Annotated in this window: 13 protein-coding genes and 2 pseudogenes; 13 read left to right on the forward strand and 2 right to left on the reverse strand. The window is 48.3% G+C overall.

Annotated features, from left to right (window positions below; genetic code table 11):
• From IX31_RS18910 to IX31_RS18945, 7 genes and pseudogenes are all read left to right on the forward strand, one after another.
• Positions 1 to 404 (forward strand): Imm42 family immunity protein (locus IX31_RS18910; RefSeq protein WP_034461066.1); only part of this gene is annotated, 404 nt, incomplete at its 5' end.
• A gap of 159 nt (positions 405 to 563) precedes the next feature.
• Positions 564 to 2,528, forward strand: a pseudogene (locus IX31_RS23670) (VENN motif pre-toxin domain-containing protein); the annotation flags it as partial.
• Positions 2,515 to 2,787, forward strand: a complete 273-nt coding sequence (locus IX31_RS18920; RefSeq protein ID WP_034461068.1) for a hypothetical protein — start codon at positions 2,515 to 2,517, stop codon at positions 2,785 to 2,787. The pseudogene IX31_RS23670 and the gene IX31_RS18920, both read left to right, overlap by 14 nt.
• 198 nt (positions 2,788 to 2,985) lie before the next feature.
• A pseudogene (locus tag IX31_RS23820) lies at positions 2,986 to 3,327 on the forward strand (hemagglutinin repeat-containing protein); the annotation flags it as partial.
• A 404-nt stretch (positions 3,328 to 3,731) separates the two neighbouring features.
• Positions 3,732 to 4,046, forward strand: a complete 315-nt coding sequence (locus IX31_RS18935; RefSeq protein ID WP_034461072.1) for a PTS sugar transporter subunit IIB — start codon at positions 3,732 to 3,734, stop codon at positions 4,044 to 4,046.
• A gap of 9 nt (positions 4,047 to 4,055) precedes the next feature.
• The gene (locus tag IX31_RS18940) at positions 4,056 to 5,447 is read left to right on the forward strand and encodes a glycoside hydrolase family 1 protein (RefSeq protein ID WP_034461073.1); all 1,392 of its coding nucleotides are present in this window, start codon (positions 4,056 to 4,058) and stop codon (positions 5,445 to 5,447) included.
• Complete coding sequence (locus tag IX31_RS18945) at positions 5,447 to 6,772, forward strand: PTS sugar transporter subunit IIC (RefSeq protein ID WP_034461074.1); 1,326 nt, start codon at positions 5,447 to 5,449, stop codon at positions 6,770 to 6,772. The genes IX31_RS18940 and IX31_RS18945 overlap by 1 nt, the downstream gene beginning before the upstream one ends.
• Positions 6,773 to 6,812: 40 nt before the next feature.
• Here the strand turns inward: IX31_RS18945 and IX31_RS18950 are convergent, their stop codons facing one another.
• A complete protein-coding gene (locus IX31_RS18950; RefSeq protein WP_034461075.1) occupies positions 6,813 to 7,721 on the reverse strand; it encodes a LysR substrate-binding domain-containing protein in 909 nt (302 codons plus the stop codon).
• A gap of 187 nt (positions 7,722 to 7,908) precedes the next feature.
• Here IX31_RS18950 and IX31_RS18955 point away from each other — a divergent pair, with 187 nt between their 5' ends.
• From IX31_RS18955 to IX31_RS18965, 3 genes are all read left to right on the forward strand, one after another.
• The gene (locus IX31_RS18955; RefSeq protein ID WP_034461076.1) at positions 7,909 to 8,682 is read left to right on the forward strand and encodes an SDR family NAD(P)-dependent oxidoreductase; all 774 of its coding nucleotides are present in this window, start codon (positions 7,909 to 7,911) and stop codon (positions 8,680 to 8,682) included.
• Between the two features lie 344 nt (positions 8,683 to 9,026).
• Positions 9,027 to 9,641: an acid-sensing system DNA-binding response regulator EvgA gene (gene evgA / locus IX31_RS18960; protein ID WP_034461077.1), complete on the forward strand. Its 615-nt coding sequence runs from the start codon at positions 9,027 to 9,029 to the stop codon at positions 9,639 to 9,641.
• A 4-nt stretch (positions 9,642 to 9,645) separates the two neighbouring features.
• Positions 9,646 to 12,888, forward strand: a complete 3,243-nt coding sequence (locus IX31_RS18965) for an ATP-binding protein (RefSeq protein WP_034461078.1) — start codon at positions 9,646 to 9,648, stop codon at positions 12,886 to 12,888.
• A gap of 64 nt (positions 12,889 to 12,952) precedes the next feature.
• Here the strand turns inward: IX31_RS18965 and IX31_RS18970 are convergent, their stop codons facing one another.
• Positions 12,953 to 13,585: a YfdX family protein gene (locus IX31_RS18970; protein WP_034461079.1), complete on the reverse strand. Its 633-nt coding sequence runs from the start codon at positions 13,583 to 13,585 to the stop codon at positions 12,953 to 12,955.
• A 231-nt stretch (positions 13,586 to 13,816) separates the two neighbouring features.
• Here IX31_RS18970 and IX31_RS18975 point away from each other — a divergent pair, with 231 nt between their 5' ends.
• From IX31_RS18975 to gad, 3 genes are read left to right on the forward strand one after another with little or no spacing between them, the layout of a single operon-like run.
• Complete coding sequence (locus IX31_RS18975) at positions 13,817 to 14,419, forward strand: HdeD family acid-resistance protein (protein WP_034461080.1); 603 nt, start codon at positions 13,817 to 13,819, stop codon at positions 14,417 to 14,419.
• A gap of 15 nt (positions 14,420 to 14,434) precedes the next feature.
• Positions 14,435 to 14,740: an acid-activated periplasmic chaperone HdeB gene (hdeB, locus tag IX31_RS18980; protein WP_034461081.1), complete on the forward strand. Its 306-nt coding sequence runs from the start codon at positions 14,435 to 14,437 to the stop codon at positions 14,738 to 14,740.
• Positions 14,741 to 14,784: 44 nt separating this feature from the next.
• Positions 14,785 to 16,176: a glutamate decarboxylase gene (gad, locus tag IX31_RS18985; RefSeq protein ID WP_034461354.1), complete on the forward strand. Its 1,392-nt coding sequence runs from the start codon at positions 14,785 to 14,787 to the stop codon at positions 16,174 to 16,176.
• Positions 16,177 to 16,221 lie beyond the last annotated feature (45 nt).

Raw genomic sequence — 16,221 nt, forward strand, 5'->3', positions numbered from 1 at the left:
ATGTGAACTTCTTATCGGAGAATAATGCTCTACTTTCTCCACCAGAAAATAATGCTTTGTACAAAATGGATAAATTACTTGCCTTTCAGGCCATGTTGAAAGTTATGTTACCCACTTTGCTAGAGCTCTATGTGGATATACCAGATGATTTCGAAACGGATTACAGATATCAAGCATCTACATATAATTTAGAGGGTGACTCCTGCTATGTATTAGCTGTTGGTTCGGAGGATAAAGTAAGAATATTAGGGGCTAAGACTAGTTATTTATATGGGAATAGACAAGATGGTTATGAATGGAAGAATTATGACGATTTAAATGTCTATGAAACAATTTTATTAAAAGAAGATGTATATAAAATAGTTAATGATGTTAGAGCACAATATATGATGACAGGAAAATGAATCAATCCCGGCCATCGAGCCGGGATCCTTTTACCTGTTAGCCGTCAACTCCACTTCCCAACAGGTGGCTTCTTAGCCGTGATCACCTCGATAAACTCAAGGATCTGCTGTTGCTTACGGCCTGAAAGCTTACAGACCTTACGCAGCGTCTGCATAATCTCCGGCTCTGGCGGCGGTGGGGGTAACGGCACGACGCATAATGAAACCACCATAGATGCGGGTAACCGCGTGAATCTCCACAGCGGAGACGACACAACGATTGCCGGGGCACAGGTGAGCGGCAACAGCGTGGTGGCGGATATCGGCGGTGACCTGACCATCAGCAGCCTGCAGGACAGTGACTATTACGACAGCAAACAGAACAGCATCAGCGGTGGGGCGAGCTTCACGTTCGGGTCGATGACGGGGTCGGGCAGCATCAGTTTCAGCAAAGACAAGATGCACTCGGACTATGACAGCGTGATGGAGCAGTCAGGGATTTTTGCCGGAGACGGCGGGTTYGATATCACKGTGGGTAACCACACCCAGCTGGATGGTGGGGTGATAGCGTCCACTTCTGGCCCGAAAAATAATCGTCTGGACACGGGTACGCTGGGCTGGAACGACATCCATAACAAGGCGGAGTACGACGTCAGCCACAGCGGGGCGAGCATCAGCAGCAGCGGTGGCAATATCGGCGAGCAGTTTATGGGTAATATGGCCACCAACATGTTATCAGGCCTGGATAACAGCGGTGACGCAGAAGGCACCACGAAAGCGGCCATCAGTGCAGGCAGCATCACCCTCCGGGATAAAGAAAACCAGCAGCAGGATGTGGCAGACCTGAGCCGGGATGTGGAGCACGCCAACGGCAGCATCAGCCCAATCTTTGATAAAGAGAAAGAGCAGAAGCGACTGGAGATAGCGCAGACCCTCGGTGAAATCGGCAGCCAGGCGATGGATATTGCGCGGACACAGGGCGATATAAAAGGACTGGAAGTGGCGAAAGATAAACATCCGGGTATGAACGTAGATGAACTGCGTAAGACACCGGAATACAAAGCGGAAATGCAGAAGTACGGCACGGGGAGCGATATCCAGCAGGGACTGCAGGCTGCCACGGCAGCATTGCAGGGGCTGGCAGGTGGCGATATGGCAGCCGCGCTAGCCGGAGGTGCAGCGCCGTATCTGGCGGAGCAGATTAAGCTTCAGGTTGGTGAAGATAACGTCGCAGCGAATGCCATCGCCCACGCCATTCAGGGTGGCGTGGTGGCAGAACTTCAGGGCCGCGACGCGGGAGCGGGAGCAGTGGGAGCCGCCGCAGGAGAACTTATCGCGCAGCAGCTTTACCCGGGCGTGAAGCGCGAAGACCTGACGGAAGAGCAGAAGCAGAATATCTCCGCGCTGTCGACGATGGCTGCAGCCCTGGCAGGCGGGCTGGTCGGAGACAATACCGCGAGCGCTGTTGCGGGTGCGCAGTCTGGTAAGAATGCGGCGGAGAATAATGCGCTGAGCCTGCCGAATGGGATGGTGAACTACGGACAGGCCGCTGCCTCGTGGAACCAGTATGCGCAAGACAACAATCTCACGCCGGAACAAACGCAGGCAGGGCTGGATAAGCTGGCGAAGGGTGATTTACCGGAAGGTGCTAATATCACGAAAGCCATTGTTGAAGGATATCAGGATGGTGTGTTAATAGCGGGAGCCGCTTATTTAGGGCCAGCGGCATCGGTAGGAAAAGTTGTTGGTGGCGCTGTTCTTGCGGAAATAGCCAATGGCTCTTATCAGTGGTTCGATCTGAGTAAGTCGGGCAATGCAAATAAAAGCTGGGATTACTGGGGAAGTGCCTCAGCAGGGATTACAGGGGCATTGGCTCCAGGTAGGAGTGTATGGCAAAACGCAGGAATTGCCGCAGGTGGGACGTTCTTTACGGATGGCCTGGATAAAGGTGCCTTGACTGGTACTGGGGCTAGTTGGGCATTTGGTGCAGTAGTTGGAGTAGTTGCACCGCCTGTATTGAATCCAGTTTTAGGCCCAGGCTCTGGCTTTGTTAGTGATGCCATTAGTTCTGTTGGTGGTGAATTTATTGGTAATAAAATCAAAGATAAAATAAATAAAAAGGATTTCAATAATGCTGGTAAATAAAAAACACAAGAATATAAATTTGAGGCTTTTATTTTTAAGTGTTGTTTATCTTGTTTTCTGTTGTTTCATTTTTTTCTTTATGGCTAGTGTTGTTATTGACTTGATTTTTGACGGTAAGGTTAATTTAACACGAGAAGTAATTATAGATATCATCGTTGTAAGCACTATCGCAGGAGCTGCGGGGGGGCTGGGTTCATGGCTTTTCGCCAAGATAGATGAACGTAAAGCCCGAAAATATCCCCCATCAGATCCTGAGTAAAGCACAGATCCCGGCCAAGTCGCCGGGATTTTTTATCTGTCACTTAACCGTCAAATCCACTTACCCGCAGGCAGTTTTTTAGCCGTGATCACCTCGATAAACTCAAGGATCTGCTGTTGCTTGCGTGCCGAAAGTTTGGGGATCTTCCGTAACGTCTGCATAATCTCCGGCTCTGGCGGCTCTGGCGGCTCTGGCGGCGGTGGGGGTAACGGCACGACGCATAATGAAACCACCATAGATGCGGGTAACCGCGTGAATCTCCACAGCGGAGACGACACAACGATTGCCGGGGCGCAGGTGAGCGGCAACAGCGTGGTGGCGGATATCGGCGGAGACCCGACCATCAGCAACCTGCAGGACAGCGACCGTTACGACAGCAAACAGAACAGCATCAGCGGTGGGGCGAGCTTCACGTTCGGGTCGATGACGGGGTCGGGCTGCATCAGTTTCAGTAAAGGCAAGATGCACTCGGACTATAACAGCGTGATGGAGCAGTCGGGGATTTTTGCCGGAGACGGCGGGTTTGATATCACAGTGGGTAGCCTCGCCCCTAAGGGGTCAGCGCAAGCGCTGTTCAAACGGCTGAAGCCTTTTATCCTGCAACTTGAATTATTTTGGATATATTCTGGTGTGAGGTTGCTGATGAAAATAATATGCTTTAAAAACAGCGTTTACACCGGTTTTGAAATATATCTAAACGCGGAAGGTTTTCTTATTATGTCGCAAATTTAGATATTAAATCTCAATATCATTCTAAAAAGTAACAGCGCTATCTTTCTGTTTATTATCAATAAACTATGCTTTGTATCATTTTTCCCCGTAAAAGTACCAGACAATAAAACCAATTCTGTGTCGCGCCTCACTTGCTGCTTTTTCCCCCACTCCTCAGAATATATTTTGCCGCATGCTGCGGATGACCTCATTTATTACGCCAGGGAGAAGTGATGAAAAAGATCTTTTTATGCTGTGCTGCCGGAATGTCCACCAGCATGTTAGTCGAAAGAATGAAACAGTCCGCCGCCAGCCGAAATATTGAAGTAGAAATTACGGCGGTGCCGGTGTCTGAATTTGACCAAATCATCACGGACGCTGATGTCATTTTGCTTGGACCACAGGTGAAATTCCAGTTACAGAGTATATCCAGCGCAGCCGCGCCACACGGCGTGCCGGTGGCGGCGATTGATATGATGCTGTACGGCTCAATGCAGGGCGATAAGGTGCTGGATCAGGCCCTGTCTTTATTAAAAAATGCACAATAAGGATGGGTCATGAAATACCGTTTTCCTGAGAATTTCTGGTGGGGTACAGCAACCAGCGCAACTCAATCCGAAGGGCACCAGGCCGGAGATGGCAAAGGCGAAAATATTTGGGACTATGCCTCACATCATTTTAACGAACGCTTCTTCGGTGGCGTAACCGCGGACGATACCTCAACCTTTTACCAGAACTATCGGGAAGACATTCAACGCGCCAAAGATATTGGTCTGAATTCATTTCGAACCTCAATTTCCTGGTCACGCCTTATTCCTGATGGTGATGGGGAAATTAATCCTCAGGCAGTCGATTTTTATAACGCAGTGATTGATGAGCTAAATGCTCAGGGCATCGAGCCGTTTATTAATCTTTATCACTTCGATATGCCGATGGCGCTCCAGGAAAAAGGTGGTTTTGAAAACCGTGAAGTTGTAGATGCGTTTGCCCGCTACGCGCGGATTTGTTACGAGCTTTTTGGCGACCGGGTGCGCTACTGGTTCACCTTTAACGAACCGCTAATTCCTGCGGAGGCGGGTTATTTGCATCCTCGCCATTACCCTTATGTGACCAGTTTCCGCCGTGCTGCGCAGGTGTTGCATCATATCGTTCTGGCCCATTGCAAAGCGGTTGCTGCCTGGCGTGAGCTGAATATTGCCGGGCAGATTGGCATCATTATGGATGTTATTCCGGTCTATCCACGCAGCGATACACCGGAGGACTTACACGCCGCAGAAATGGCCGATCTATTTTACACCCGCAGTATTAACGAGCCGATTTTGCTTGGACGCTACCCGGATGAACTGATCGCCATTTTGAAAGAGTACGATCAATTGCCGGTAATTCAGCCAGGTGATTGTGAGCTTATCGCCAACACGCGTATTGATTTACTGGGGATTAATTATTATCGCCCGCGCCGTGTTAAAGCGCGTGAAACCCTGCTCGAAGAACCGCACGGTTTTGTGCCAGAGCGATTTTTTGAAGAATACATTATGCCGGGGCGCAGGATGAATACCTCGCGCGGCATTGAGATTTATCCTGCGGCACTTTATGACATCGCAATGGTGGTTAAAGACCGCTACGGCAATTTACCGTGGTTTGTCTCGGAAAACGGCATCGGTATTTCTGACGAAGAACAGTTCATGGTGAATGGTCAGGTGCAGGATGATTACCGCATTGAGTTTCTCCAGGAACACCTGAGTTATTTACATCAGGCCATTGCTGATGGCAGTAACTGCCTGGGTTATCACATGTGGACATTTATCGACTGTTGGTCATGGCAAAACGCTTATAAAAATCGCTATGGTTTTTATCGTCTGGATTTAGAAACTCAGCAGCGTTCGCTTAAAAAATCGGGCCTGTGGTTTAAGGCTGTGATTGAAAATAACGGATTCGAGGGGGCGCAATAATGTCTTACTTTGAACGACTGGCTGAAAAAATGCTGCCGGTGGCAAATGCCATTGGCAACCAGCGGCATATGCAGGCAATCCGTAATGGGCTTATCTCAATTTTACCGCTGACTATTGTCGGGTCATTCTTCGTTATTTTGCTCAATATCCCGATAAAAGGTTATATGGATTTCATCGCGCCATATCGCGATATGCTGGATGTGCCGTTCCGTTTTACCGTGGGATTAATGTCGCTGTATGCTGCTTTTACTATCGGTTCGTTCCTCGGTAAAAGTTACAAGCTCAACGATATTACCAGCGGGCTGTTGGCGATGCTGGCGACATTGCTGATGATTGTGCCCGTCAACATCAAACAAGGCATTACCGTTGCCGGAGACGCGGTTTCCGGACGTTATATTCCTATTACTTCGTTAAGTTCTCAGGGGCTATTTGGCGCGATTATTTCCTCACTGATTGCTATCGAGATTTACCGTTTTATTAAAGTCAGAAATATTGAAATCAAAATGCCAGAGGGCGTGCCACCGGTGGTGGCTAGTTCGTTTTCCGCGTTATTTCCGACTCTGGCTGTAGTGTTGATCTTCTGGATCCCGCGTCACTTTTTGAATATCGATATTAACGCCATCATCAGTTACATCATCATGCCGCTCAAAGGGTTTATGACCGGTACGAACCTGTTCGGCGGCATTGTTACGCAGTTCTTTATCGATCTGTTCTGGGTATTCGGGATCCATGGCCATGCGGTGATGGGGCCATTGATTCGCCCGCTGTGGGATCAGGCGATTGTGCAGAATATGGAGATGTTCCAGGCGGGCACCAGCGCTTACGAACTGCCAAATATTTTCACCGAGCAGTTCTTCCAGTGGTATGCGCAGATGGGCGGTACGGGCTCGACACTGGCGCTGGTCGTGTTGTTTATCCGTTCTAAAGCGGCTTATTTGAAATCGTTGGGGAAACTGTCGTTTATTCCGGGGCTGTTTAACATCAACGAACCGATGATTTTCGGTGCACCAATAGTGATGAACCCGATTCTGGCTGTTCCCTTTATTCTTGCGCCGATGGCAAACACCGTGGTGGTGTATCTGTTTACCATTACCGGGATTATTCCACGCATGATGGTGAAACCGCCGTTCACTATTCCTGCTCCGTTAGGGGCGTTGATCACCTCTAACTGGAATCTGGTTGCCTGTGGGCTGGTGTTCGTCTGCTTCTTTATTTCATTGGCTATCTACTATCCATTCTTCAAAGTTTACGAGAAGAAGATGCTGGAAACCGAGCAGCAACAGCGCGAAGAAGAAGAGAAGGCGAAACAGTTGGCGAATGCTTAAACCCTCCTGGCTCTCTCCTTTCCAGGAGAGGGCCAATTTGCTATTTAACCCGAACCTCATCCAAAATCCAATCATGAAACGCCTGAACTTCCGGGCGTTTCAATGATGCACTTGAACAAACAACATAATAAGACCAGTTAATCGGCCAGCGGTTTTTTGGGAATAGCTGAACCAGACGGCCAATATCTAAATCCTGTTGCACCAGCGCCTTGCGTACTAAAGCAACCCCTCGACCAGTGAGTACAGCCTGAATCACGGTAGCGGTCGAGTTAATGTGTTGGCGAGTCTGGTAAAGATTATCCAGCCCAATTTGCATCAACACATTCTCCCATGATGGGAAGTTGGCCCCTGGGTGTGGCGTATCATCCTGAATCAACTTTTGATAAGACAGCCAGGCGGCATTGGCATCGCCCTCAGCGGGGAGTAATGACGGGCTACAAATCATCACCACCTCTTCATCCATCATCCAGTCAGCGACCAGTCCAGGCCAGCTCCCAGGGCCGCAGCGGATACCAATATCGGCCTCACCATGTGTCAGATCGATAAGTCGGTCTGCGACATCAAGGCGCACATCTATCGTTTCATAACGTTCGGAAAAGCGGTTGAGCCGTGGCATTAGCCAGTTCATCACTAATACTTGCGACGCGGTGATCACCAATACTGAACGTGCTTTGCGGCCACGAAGTTTTTTTAACCCCATTTCGAGTTTATCCAGCCCGAGGGAAATATCGTCGAGCGCTTCCTGAGCTTCATGAATCAGCGTCAAACGTTCATTCCCGGAGCGGCTGCGGTTGAGTAAGGGATGTCCAACCCACTCTTCCAGTGCGCGCACCAACTGGCCCACGGCGGCAGGCGTGACGCCTAATTCATTTGCCGCACCGGTAAAACTACCGTGGCGCGCCGTAGCCTCGAAGGCTTGCAGCCATTTCAGTCTATTCAACGTTCGCATGTATACGCCTTTTCATTAGCAGGCAATTAGCGTAGCGCAGGAGAAGCTAGTGAGATAGTTTTTCTTTCTTGGTGCGTTATTTCTTATGGTTCGTGGATGCCGTACTAAGCTGGCATTCTTTGCTCATCGACAGGGAGACAAGCTTCTCCTTGTATCAACTAACATAGAAATTATTGTGGAGAGAATCATGAGCAACGTATTCGCAGGTAAAAAACTTTTGGTTGTTGGCGGCACAAGCGGCATGGGTCTGGAAACTGCACGTCTGGTGCTGGAACAGGGCGGTAGTGTGGTGCTGGTGGGTAATCGCCAGGAAAAAGCAGATGAAGCGCGTGCAGCACTTTCACCATTGGGTAAGGTCGACACCATCATTGCCAACCTGATGACCACTGAAGGTATGAAGCATGTGATGGCAACAGTAAATGCTGAGCATCAGGATATTGATCTGCTGGTTAACGCCGCTGGGGTCTTCTTCCCTAAAGCATTTACTGAACATGAAGAAGCCGATTACGACATGTATATGAACATTAACCGCGCGACGTTTTTTATCACCCGTGATGTTGTGAAAAACATGATTGCCGCAGGCATTCAGGGTTCTATCGTAAATATCGGTTCTATGTGGGCGCAACAAGCGATTGGTGCAACACCTTCTTCTGCTTACTCCATGGCAAAAGCAGGCTTGCATGCGCTGACCAGGAATATGGCTATTGAGCTGGGTGGTAACGGGATTCGCGTGAATGCAGTATCGCCAGCGGTAGTACAAACACCCATTTATGAAGGTTTTATTCCGAAAGACGAAGTTCACGGCGTAATGGACAGTTTCAATAGCTTCCACCCGATTGGCCGCGTAGGTACACCACGTGATGTCGCTGAAACTGTCGGGTTCCTGCTTTCCGATAAAGCGGGTTGGGTAACCGGCGCGTTGTGGGATGTGGATGGTGGTGTGATGGCTGGCCGTAACTAATCTTTAAGTACCGCCCTCATCCTCTCCCAATGGGAAGGGATGAGGGGACAATATTGAAATAATTAACACTTTTTATTTAAGACCCCGCCTGAGTAATTGAAATCCCATTCCTACACACGTAGTCAAAAATATGATCAGTATCATCTATACCCTGATTAACCTATTTATTAAAAAGATAGACTAAATCAATAAAATTGGTTTTCTGTTCATTGTTTACTCATGGTGTAAATATTTTAGAACACTTGGTCGGACAAGTTATAATTTAATCTAACTCAGAATTACCTCTAAACGTAATAATATTACCGGCCTCGCTATTCTTTACTACACCAGGATGTTTTAACGCAATGAACGCGATAATCGTTGACGATCACCCATTGGCGCGTATCGCCATTCGCAATTTACTCGATACCAACGGTATTACGGTCACCACTGAGCTCGATAGCGGTGAGCATGCGGTACAAACCGTCGAGAAACTCAAGCCTGAACTATTAATTATCGATGTAGATATTCCCTGCATCAGCGGTATTGAAGTGCTGGAACAGCTACGCAAACGGCACTACGTTGGCATCATTATTATCATCTCAGCTAAGAATGAACTGTTCTACGGTAAACGTAGCGCTGAATGCGGCGCTAATGGCTTTGTTAGCAAAAAAGAGGGCATGAACAACATCCTCGCGGCTATTGAGGCGGCAAAAAATGGCTACAGCTATTTCCCATTCTCACTCGAGCGCTTCAGCGGTGCCGCCACGACAGAACAGGACAAGCTGGATACGTTGTCTACCCAGGAAATGAAAGTATTACGCTATATCCTCAATGGTATTGATTACACAACCATTGCCAGCAAAATGAATATTAGTAATAAAACCGTCAGTACTTATAAAAGTCGCTTAATGGAAAAGTTAGACTGCTCCTCATTAATGGAACTTTATGATTATGCGCAAAGAAATAAAATAGGATAGTGAGATGCGGTTTAGATTATATATTTATTTGGCAGTAATGTTTTTCTTGAGCGTTTTTTCGGCTTCTGGTGCCGCTCAGTTAATTGAGCTGAAAAGTAATTATCAACCATCGGCGCTGGATATTCGTTTAAGCGCCGATGAATCGCGCTGGCTGGCACATCATAATACTCTGACAGTCGGCACCTGGTTGCCTGAAGTTTCACCTATTGATTATAAAAGCGAGGGTAAACATTACCAGGGCGTCAATGCAGATTATCTTGCATTAATGCAAAAGAATCTGAACATTAAAATTTTTATCAAACAGTACGATAACGAACAAGAGGCGCTGGCGGCACTCTCGCGAAATGAAGTCGATACTCTGTTGACTCAGCTATCCCAGCATAAAAGAGTGGGCAGTGACTTGCTGCGCACTTCGGCATTGATAAAGACCTGGCCGACGTTGGTTACCTCACTCAAAAACACTTTATTACCGCTGACCACGCGTAAAGAGGTTACCCTGGCCTGCGTGAAAGATTGTGCGTTTCTGGATGTGGCTAAGACGGCTTTTCCAAATGCAAAAATTACCTTTTACGATAGCGATTACCAGGCGATGTCGTCTGTGATGTCCGGGCAGAATCAATATTTCATTGGTAATAACGTTACGACTGCGAATTGTATCTCTAAATATTTTTCGCAATCACTGGTTATTACGCACTACTTTAACAAGCAGCAACAATACAATTATTTTGTTACCAGCCAGCATCAACCGCTGTTGCGAAATATCCTTGAGAGCTTTATTACCTCTATCAGCAATGAAACCCATATGCGGGTGATGCAGAATTGGTTAAATCGCGGCAATCTGGCTTATCTGAATAAGCCAATTCCCTTCAGCGATGAAGAGAAAAGCTGGCTTAAAAAGCACCATGAAGTTCGGGTGTTGATTAACCCCAATTATCCCCCTTTTACGCTAGTCGACCATGACGGTGAGTTGCGCGGCATCATGGCGGATTTGCTCAATATCATCCAGTTGCAAACCGGGCTGGAATTTAAGCCTGTTATCGTCAATTCCAACGGTGAAATGGCACAAAAAATGGCTCAGGGGAACTGGGATATGATCCCTGCGGCCACCTTCAGTAATGAAGCACAGAAATTTGTCTCGTTTAGCGACCCGCTAATGAATGTCTCGTTCGTGATTGTCACCGCACATCGCGAAACGGCGGCCACATTGCAGGCAAGACCGATGCGTATCGCTCTGGCTGCGGGGCATATCCTGGCGCACGATTTAAAGCAGAGGTATCCGCAGGCAACCTGGGTTGAGACAGATAATGTCAGCGTGGCGATGAAAATGGTTGAGGAAGGCAAGGTGGATGCGGCGATCACCACCGAGCTTTCAGCCCGCTACATGATTGATCATTACTACCCGCAAAATATGCATTACATGCGACTGCCCGGTACGCCCGTTGCGTCAATCAGCTTTGCGATGTCGCGCGATGAGCCGGAACTCAAATCCATTTTGAGTAAGGCGCTGCAAGCGATTCCTCCACGCGAAATTCTGCAAATGACGGAGAAGTGGTCGAAGATTTCCAGCGTGCAGATTGATACCTGGAGCCTTTACAGCAAACAGTTCTATCAGTTGGTTCTCTTCGCGCTGGTGCTTATCGCCATCAGCCTGGGCTGGGGGCTGTCGCTTTCCCGGGAAGTGCGTAAAAGAAAGCAATCGCAGCGGCAACTCGAAGAGCAACTGCATTTGAAAGAGGCACTGTCCCGCGAGCTGGAGGCTGAAAAGGATAAAGCGATTCAGGCCACTAAAGCAAAAAGTCGTTTCCTGGCGAGTATGAGCCATGAGTTACGCACGCCCGTCAGTTCGATTGTGGGTTTTTTAGAATTGCTGTCGAGTTCGGATCTTAGCTCCAGCCAACGTAAAGAGGCGATAGCACTTGCCGGGGCGACGGCACAATCGCTATTGGGGTTAATCGGTAAGATTCTTGATGTCGATAAAATTGAGTCAGGAAAATATCAAATTGCCCCACAGTGGACTGATTTAACTCAGCTTATCGACCTGCAATGTCACTCGTTTGATGCACTGGCGAAGCAAAAGGGCATTACGCTGCGCTGCATCAGCCATTTGGCAGCCGAAGATCGGGTACTGGTCGATCCGCAGGCTTTGCGGCAAATTCTCACCAATTTGGTCGGCAATGCGTTGAAGTTTACTGAACAGGGGCATATTCAGGTGTCTGCTCGCCTGATCCCCGAAATGGATAAACACGGCACGTTAGTGATTACGGTAAGTGATACCGGCTGTGGAATTAGCCCGGAAGAGCAGGAAACGTTATTCCACCGCTACGTTCAGGCGCGTCAGGGGCGTGAGCAAACGGGTTCTGGTCTGGGGTTGGTTATCTGTAAAGAGCTGGTCACGCTGATGGGCGGTACGCTTGAAATGAGCAGCCGCCAGTCGCTGGGTACCACTTTTACGATAACGCTTGCGGTTGAAACGGCTCAACAATCGCTAACGCCAACGCGCGATACGCCTGCGGCGTTGTCGCCATTGCCACGCTTATCGATTCTGATTGCGGACGATAACCCGACTAATCGCCTGCTACTCAAACGGCAGTTAAATACCATTGGTTTCAATGTTGATGAAGCTTGTGATGGCGAGGAGGCTGAAGCCAAAATCCTCAGCAAGCAGTACGACTTGTTGATAACGGATGTGAATATGCCGAAAAAAGATGGCCTCGAACTGGCGGCGTCGTTACGTCGTCAAAATCAGCGGCTGCAAATCTGGGGGCTTACTGCCAGTGCCTTGTCTCAGTCACGCGAACAGTGTCTGGAAAGTGGGATGAATCAATGTCTGTTTAAGCCGGTGTCGATTCAAACGCTGACCCATGAGCTCAGTAAACTGGATGTTGGCCGTTCAATGCCTTGTGTTACCCGGCATCTGAAACTCAGCATTTTGACCGAGAATACGGGGGGAGATCGGAAGTTGATGAATGAAATTCTGGAAACGTTCCGCGAAGCTTCGGCAAATGATTTGCAGGCAGCTGTGCGTTCAATAGAAGAAGATGAGCCGCAAATGTTTTTGCATGCGCTACATCGTCTGCATGGCTCGGCTCAAATACTGGAAATCACAGCTTTACAGAAACTTTGTGAACCCTTTGAGTCACGCCGACATGATTCGCTACCGCTTGAGGAGCGACGGGAGGCATTAGAGGAAATTACTGCGGTTATGCGAGAAATTGAGGTGGAGATAGAGAGCTTGATGAGCCACTGAGATTGAATGGTCGGGCAGTTATTGCCCGACCATTCCCCGCGCGCACTCTCAATACAAACGCAGATTAATTGCTGGCAGCAAACATTTCGCTATCAACCACGATACCGTCTTCAGCACCTTTCAGTACCAAATTCGCCTCGTAGTATTTGCCGTCTGCCAGCAGTTTTTGGGCCTGAGCAACCGCTTTACGGGTCTGGTTCAGTGGCATCAGATATTGATTTTCCATCACGCCAATACCGGCCAGACGTAAAGTATCCATCGCACCTTTCTGGTCTCCTTTGGCCATTTTTTCATTAGCAGATTTGATGGCGCTCTCTTTTGCTGGGGTCGCAATGTAGTCTTCAGACAGCGCTACCGTTGCGTTAATGATCACGTATTGATCGTCGATCATTTTCGCTTTGGCGTCGGTTTTGACAAATTTCTTCCAGTCAGCGCTGTCATCTTTCAGCAAGGTTGCTGCGTCGTCGGTCAATTTCTTCGCGCTGGCAGGTTCACCGTGGAATAGCGCCAGGCGTGCAAACTGAATATCACGCATTGCATTGGCACCCTGAACCGCAACTTGCATGACATCAGCCGCTTCTTTTTGGATTTGTGCGGTTGCCGCTGCGGTCTGCGCTGGGGTTGTAGTTGCTGCTGCTAATACAGGTGCAGAACTCATCATAGTTGCCAACAGGCCTGCCAGAATTAATTTTTTCATTATCTTCTCCTTAATAAAATGGGTGTTCATCACCAAACGCCACCAGAATAAAAAATAAGTATCACAATGAAAATCAGAGCGCCGGATTAATAATGCAAGCACAGTCTTACATATGTCAGAAGAGACAGACAGATGTCAGACTCAGCGTATAACAATGGCTCTTCACTCTTATTTACTCCGCAGTCAAGTGGGGACTACCATTTCAATTATTGAAACTACGGCGGAGATAATATGTTCATCTTTAACCAATATAGAATGAAGGCGCTGAGTGAAGCCTCTCGTATTTATTATAAAAAACATGCTCTGGTCATGGCTGTTCTGCTACTTATATGTGGTGCCTGCTGTCTTATCTACCCATTTATGTCCGGACTGTATCTCAGTTATATAATTGGCATGATGTTTATGATTTGCGGCTTTTATACACTTTATAGCCTGGTTGTCTTTCGCCAGCAGCACTGGAAATCCAAATTTGTCAGCGTGATTTTCGCTCTCGCCTGGTTGTTGTTGGGTTACAGCTTCGTCGCCAATCCGATGGTTGGGATGAACTCTTTATCGATAATATTTTGCTGTCTGTTCATTATCGGTGGCGTTTCGCGCATCGTATCTGGCTTCACCATGCGCGGCCGTTCCGGGGCCATCTGGAACATTTTTATCGGTATTTTTGACTTGCTGATTGCCGCTATCTGGCTGGGCATGAACCCTGAGCAGTCTTATCTATTCACCACTGTTTTTATTGGTCTGGAGATGATCTTCAGTGCCGGGAGTTTTATCTCTTTACGTAAGAAGTTGGCGCTGGCGCAACCTAAACGGCTGGCGGTAAAAGATTCTAAATAACCACTGGAATAATTTATGAATATTAAAGCAAGTATCTCGATAATTATTGCCGCAGCGGCTCTTTCTACCACTTTTAATTCTGCTTTTGCTGCGCAACAGGAAACGACGCCACAAAATATGACCTGTCAGGAATTTATGGATATGAATCCGAAGTCCATGACGCCAATTGCCTTTTGGGTCGTCAATAGAAATACCGATTTTAAAGGTGGCGATTATGTTCACTGGCATGAGGTCGAAACCGTAGCGGTGCCGAAAATATTCAAACAATGTCAAAAGACACCGCATGCCAAATTGGGTGAAATAACTCCAGCCCTAAAGTAACTGAATAATAAATTTATCTGATATGAAAAGGATTAATTATGACTATGCTCATTCAGCCCGCCGAAAATGAAAATGATGATGTTTATGCATCTGTAGAACTATCTACTTCACTACCAAAAAACGTATTCCCGGTTCAAGAAAGCAATCCACGCAATGTTTTTCATGCCATTCATGATGAACTGATGCTCGATGGTAATTCTCGCCAGAATCTGGCGACCTTCTGCCAGACCTGGGTTGATGATGAGATTCGCCAGTTAATGGATCTCTCCATCGATAAGAACATGATTGATAAGGACGAGTATCCACAAACCGCTGAACTGGAACAGCGCTGTGTGAATATGCTCGCCGATCTTTGGCATTCCCCGGCTGCCACCGATACGCTCGGTTGCTCAACCATCGGTTCTTCGGAAGCCGCGATGCTTGGCGGCCTGGCGCTGAAATGGCGCTGGCGCAAACGCCGTGAGCTGGCCGGAAAATCTACCGATAAACCAAACATGGTGTGTGGCCCGGTACAAATCTGTTGGCACAAATTCGCCCGTTACTTTGATGTTGAGCTTCGCGAAGTGCCACTGGAAGGCGATCGCCTGATGATGACGGCTGAAGAAGCACTGAAATATGTTGATGAGAACACTATCGGTGTGGTGCCGACTTTAGGCATTACCTTTACCTGCCAGTACGAGCCGGTGAAAGAGATTCACGATGCTCTGGACGATCTGTTCGAGAAGACCGGGCTGGATATTCCAATGCACGTCGATGCCGCAAGCGGTGGTTTCCTTGCTCCGTTCTGTGCGCCGGAAATCGATTGGGACTTCCGTCTACCGCGTGTGAAATCCATCAATGCATCTGGCCACAAATTTGGTCTTGCACCGCTGGGTGCCGGTTGGGTGGTATGGCGTGAAAAACAGGACCTGCCAGAGGAGCTTATCTTTAACGTTAACTACCTCGGCGGCAATATGCCGACCTTTGCGCTGAACTTCTCGCGTCCTGGTGGGCAAATTGTCGCGCAGTACTACAACTTCTTGCGCCTGGGCCGCGAGGGTTATCGCAAAATTCACATGGCCTGTTACGAGACAGCGCAGTATCTGGCGCGAGAAATTGCCGCAATTGGTCCATTCGAGATAATTTTTGACGGCAGCCACCTGAACGGCATTCCGGCACTGACCTGGGCGCTGAAAGCTGACCATCAGAATGATGGATACACCTTATATGACCTGGCGGACCGCTTACGTAGCCGTGGCTGGCAGGTGCCTGCTTATTCCATGCCAACACATCGTGAAGACTTAGTGGTGCAGCGCATTTTGGTTCGTCACGGAATGAGCACCGACCTGGCTGAATTGCTGATTGCCGATCTGAAACGCACTCTTCAGGCGTTGGAAAAAAATCCGGTTACACATTCGCTGACCGCCGAAGAAGCGGGTGGCTTCAACCACGCATAAGACACTTTCAGATTGCAGACAAAGGTTTTGTAGGGTGGATAAGCG

The sequence above is a fragment of the Buttiauxella noackiae genome (assembly GCF_000737905.1).
Taxonomy (GTDB): domain Bacteria; phylum Pseudomonadota; class Gammaproteobacteria; order Enterobacterales; family Enterobacteriaceae; genus Buttiauxella; species Buttiauxella noackiae.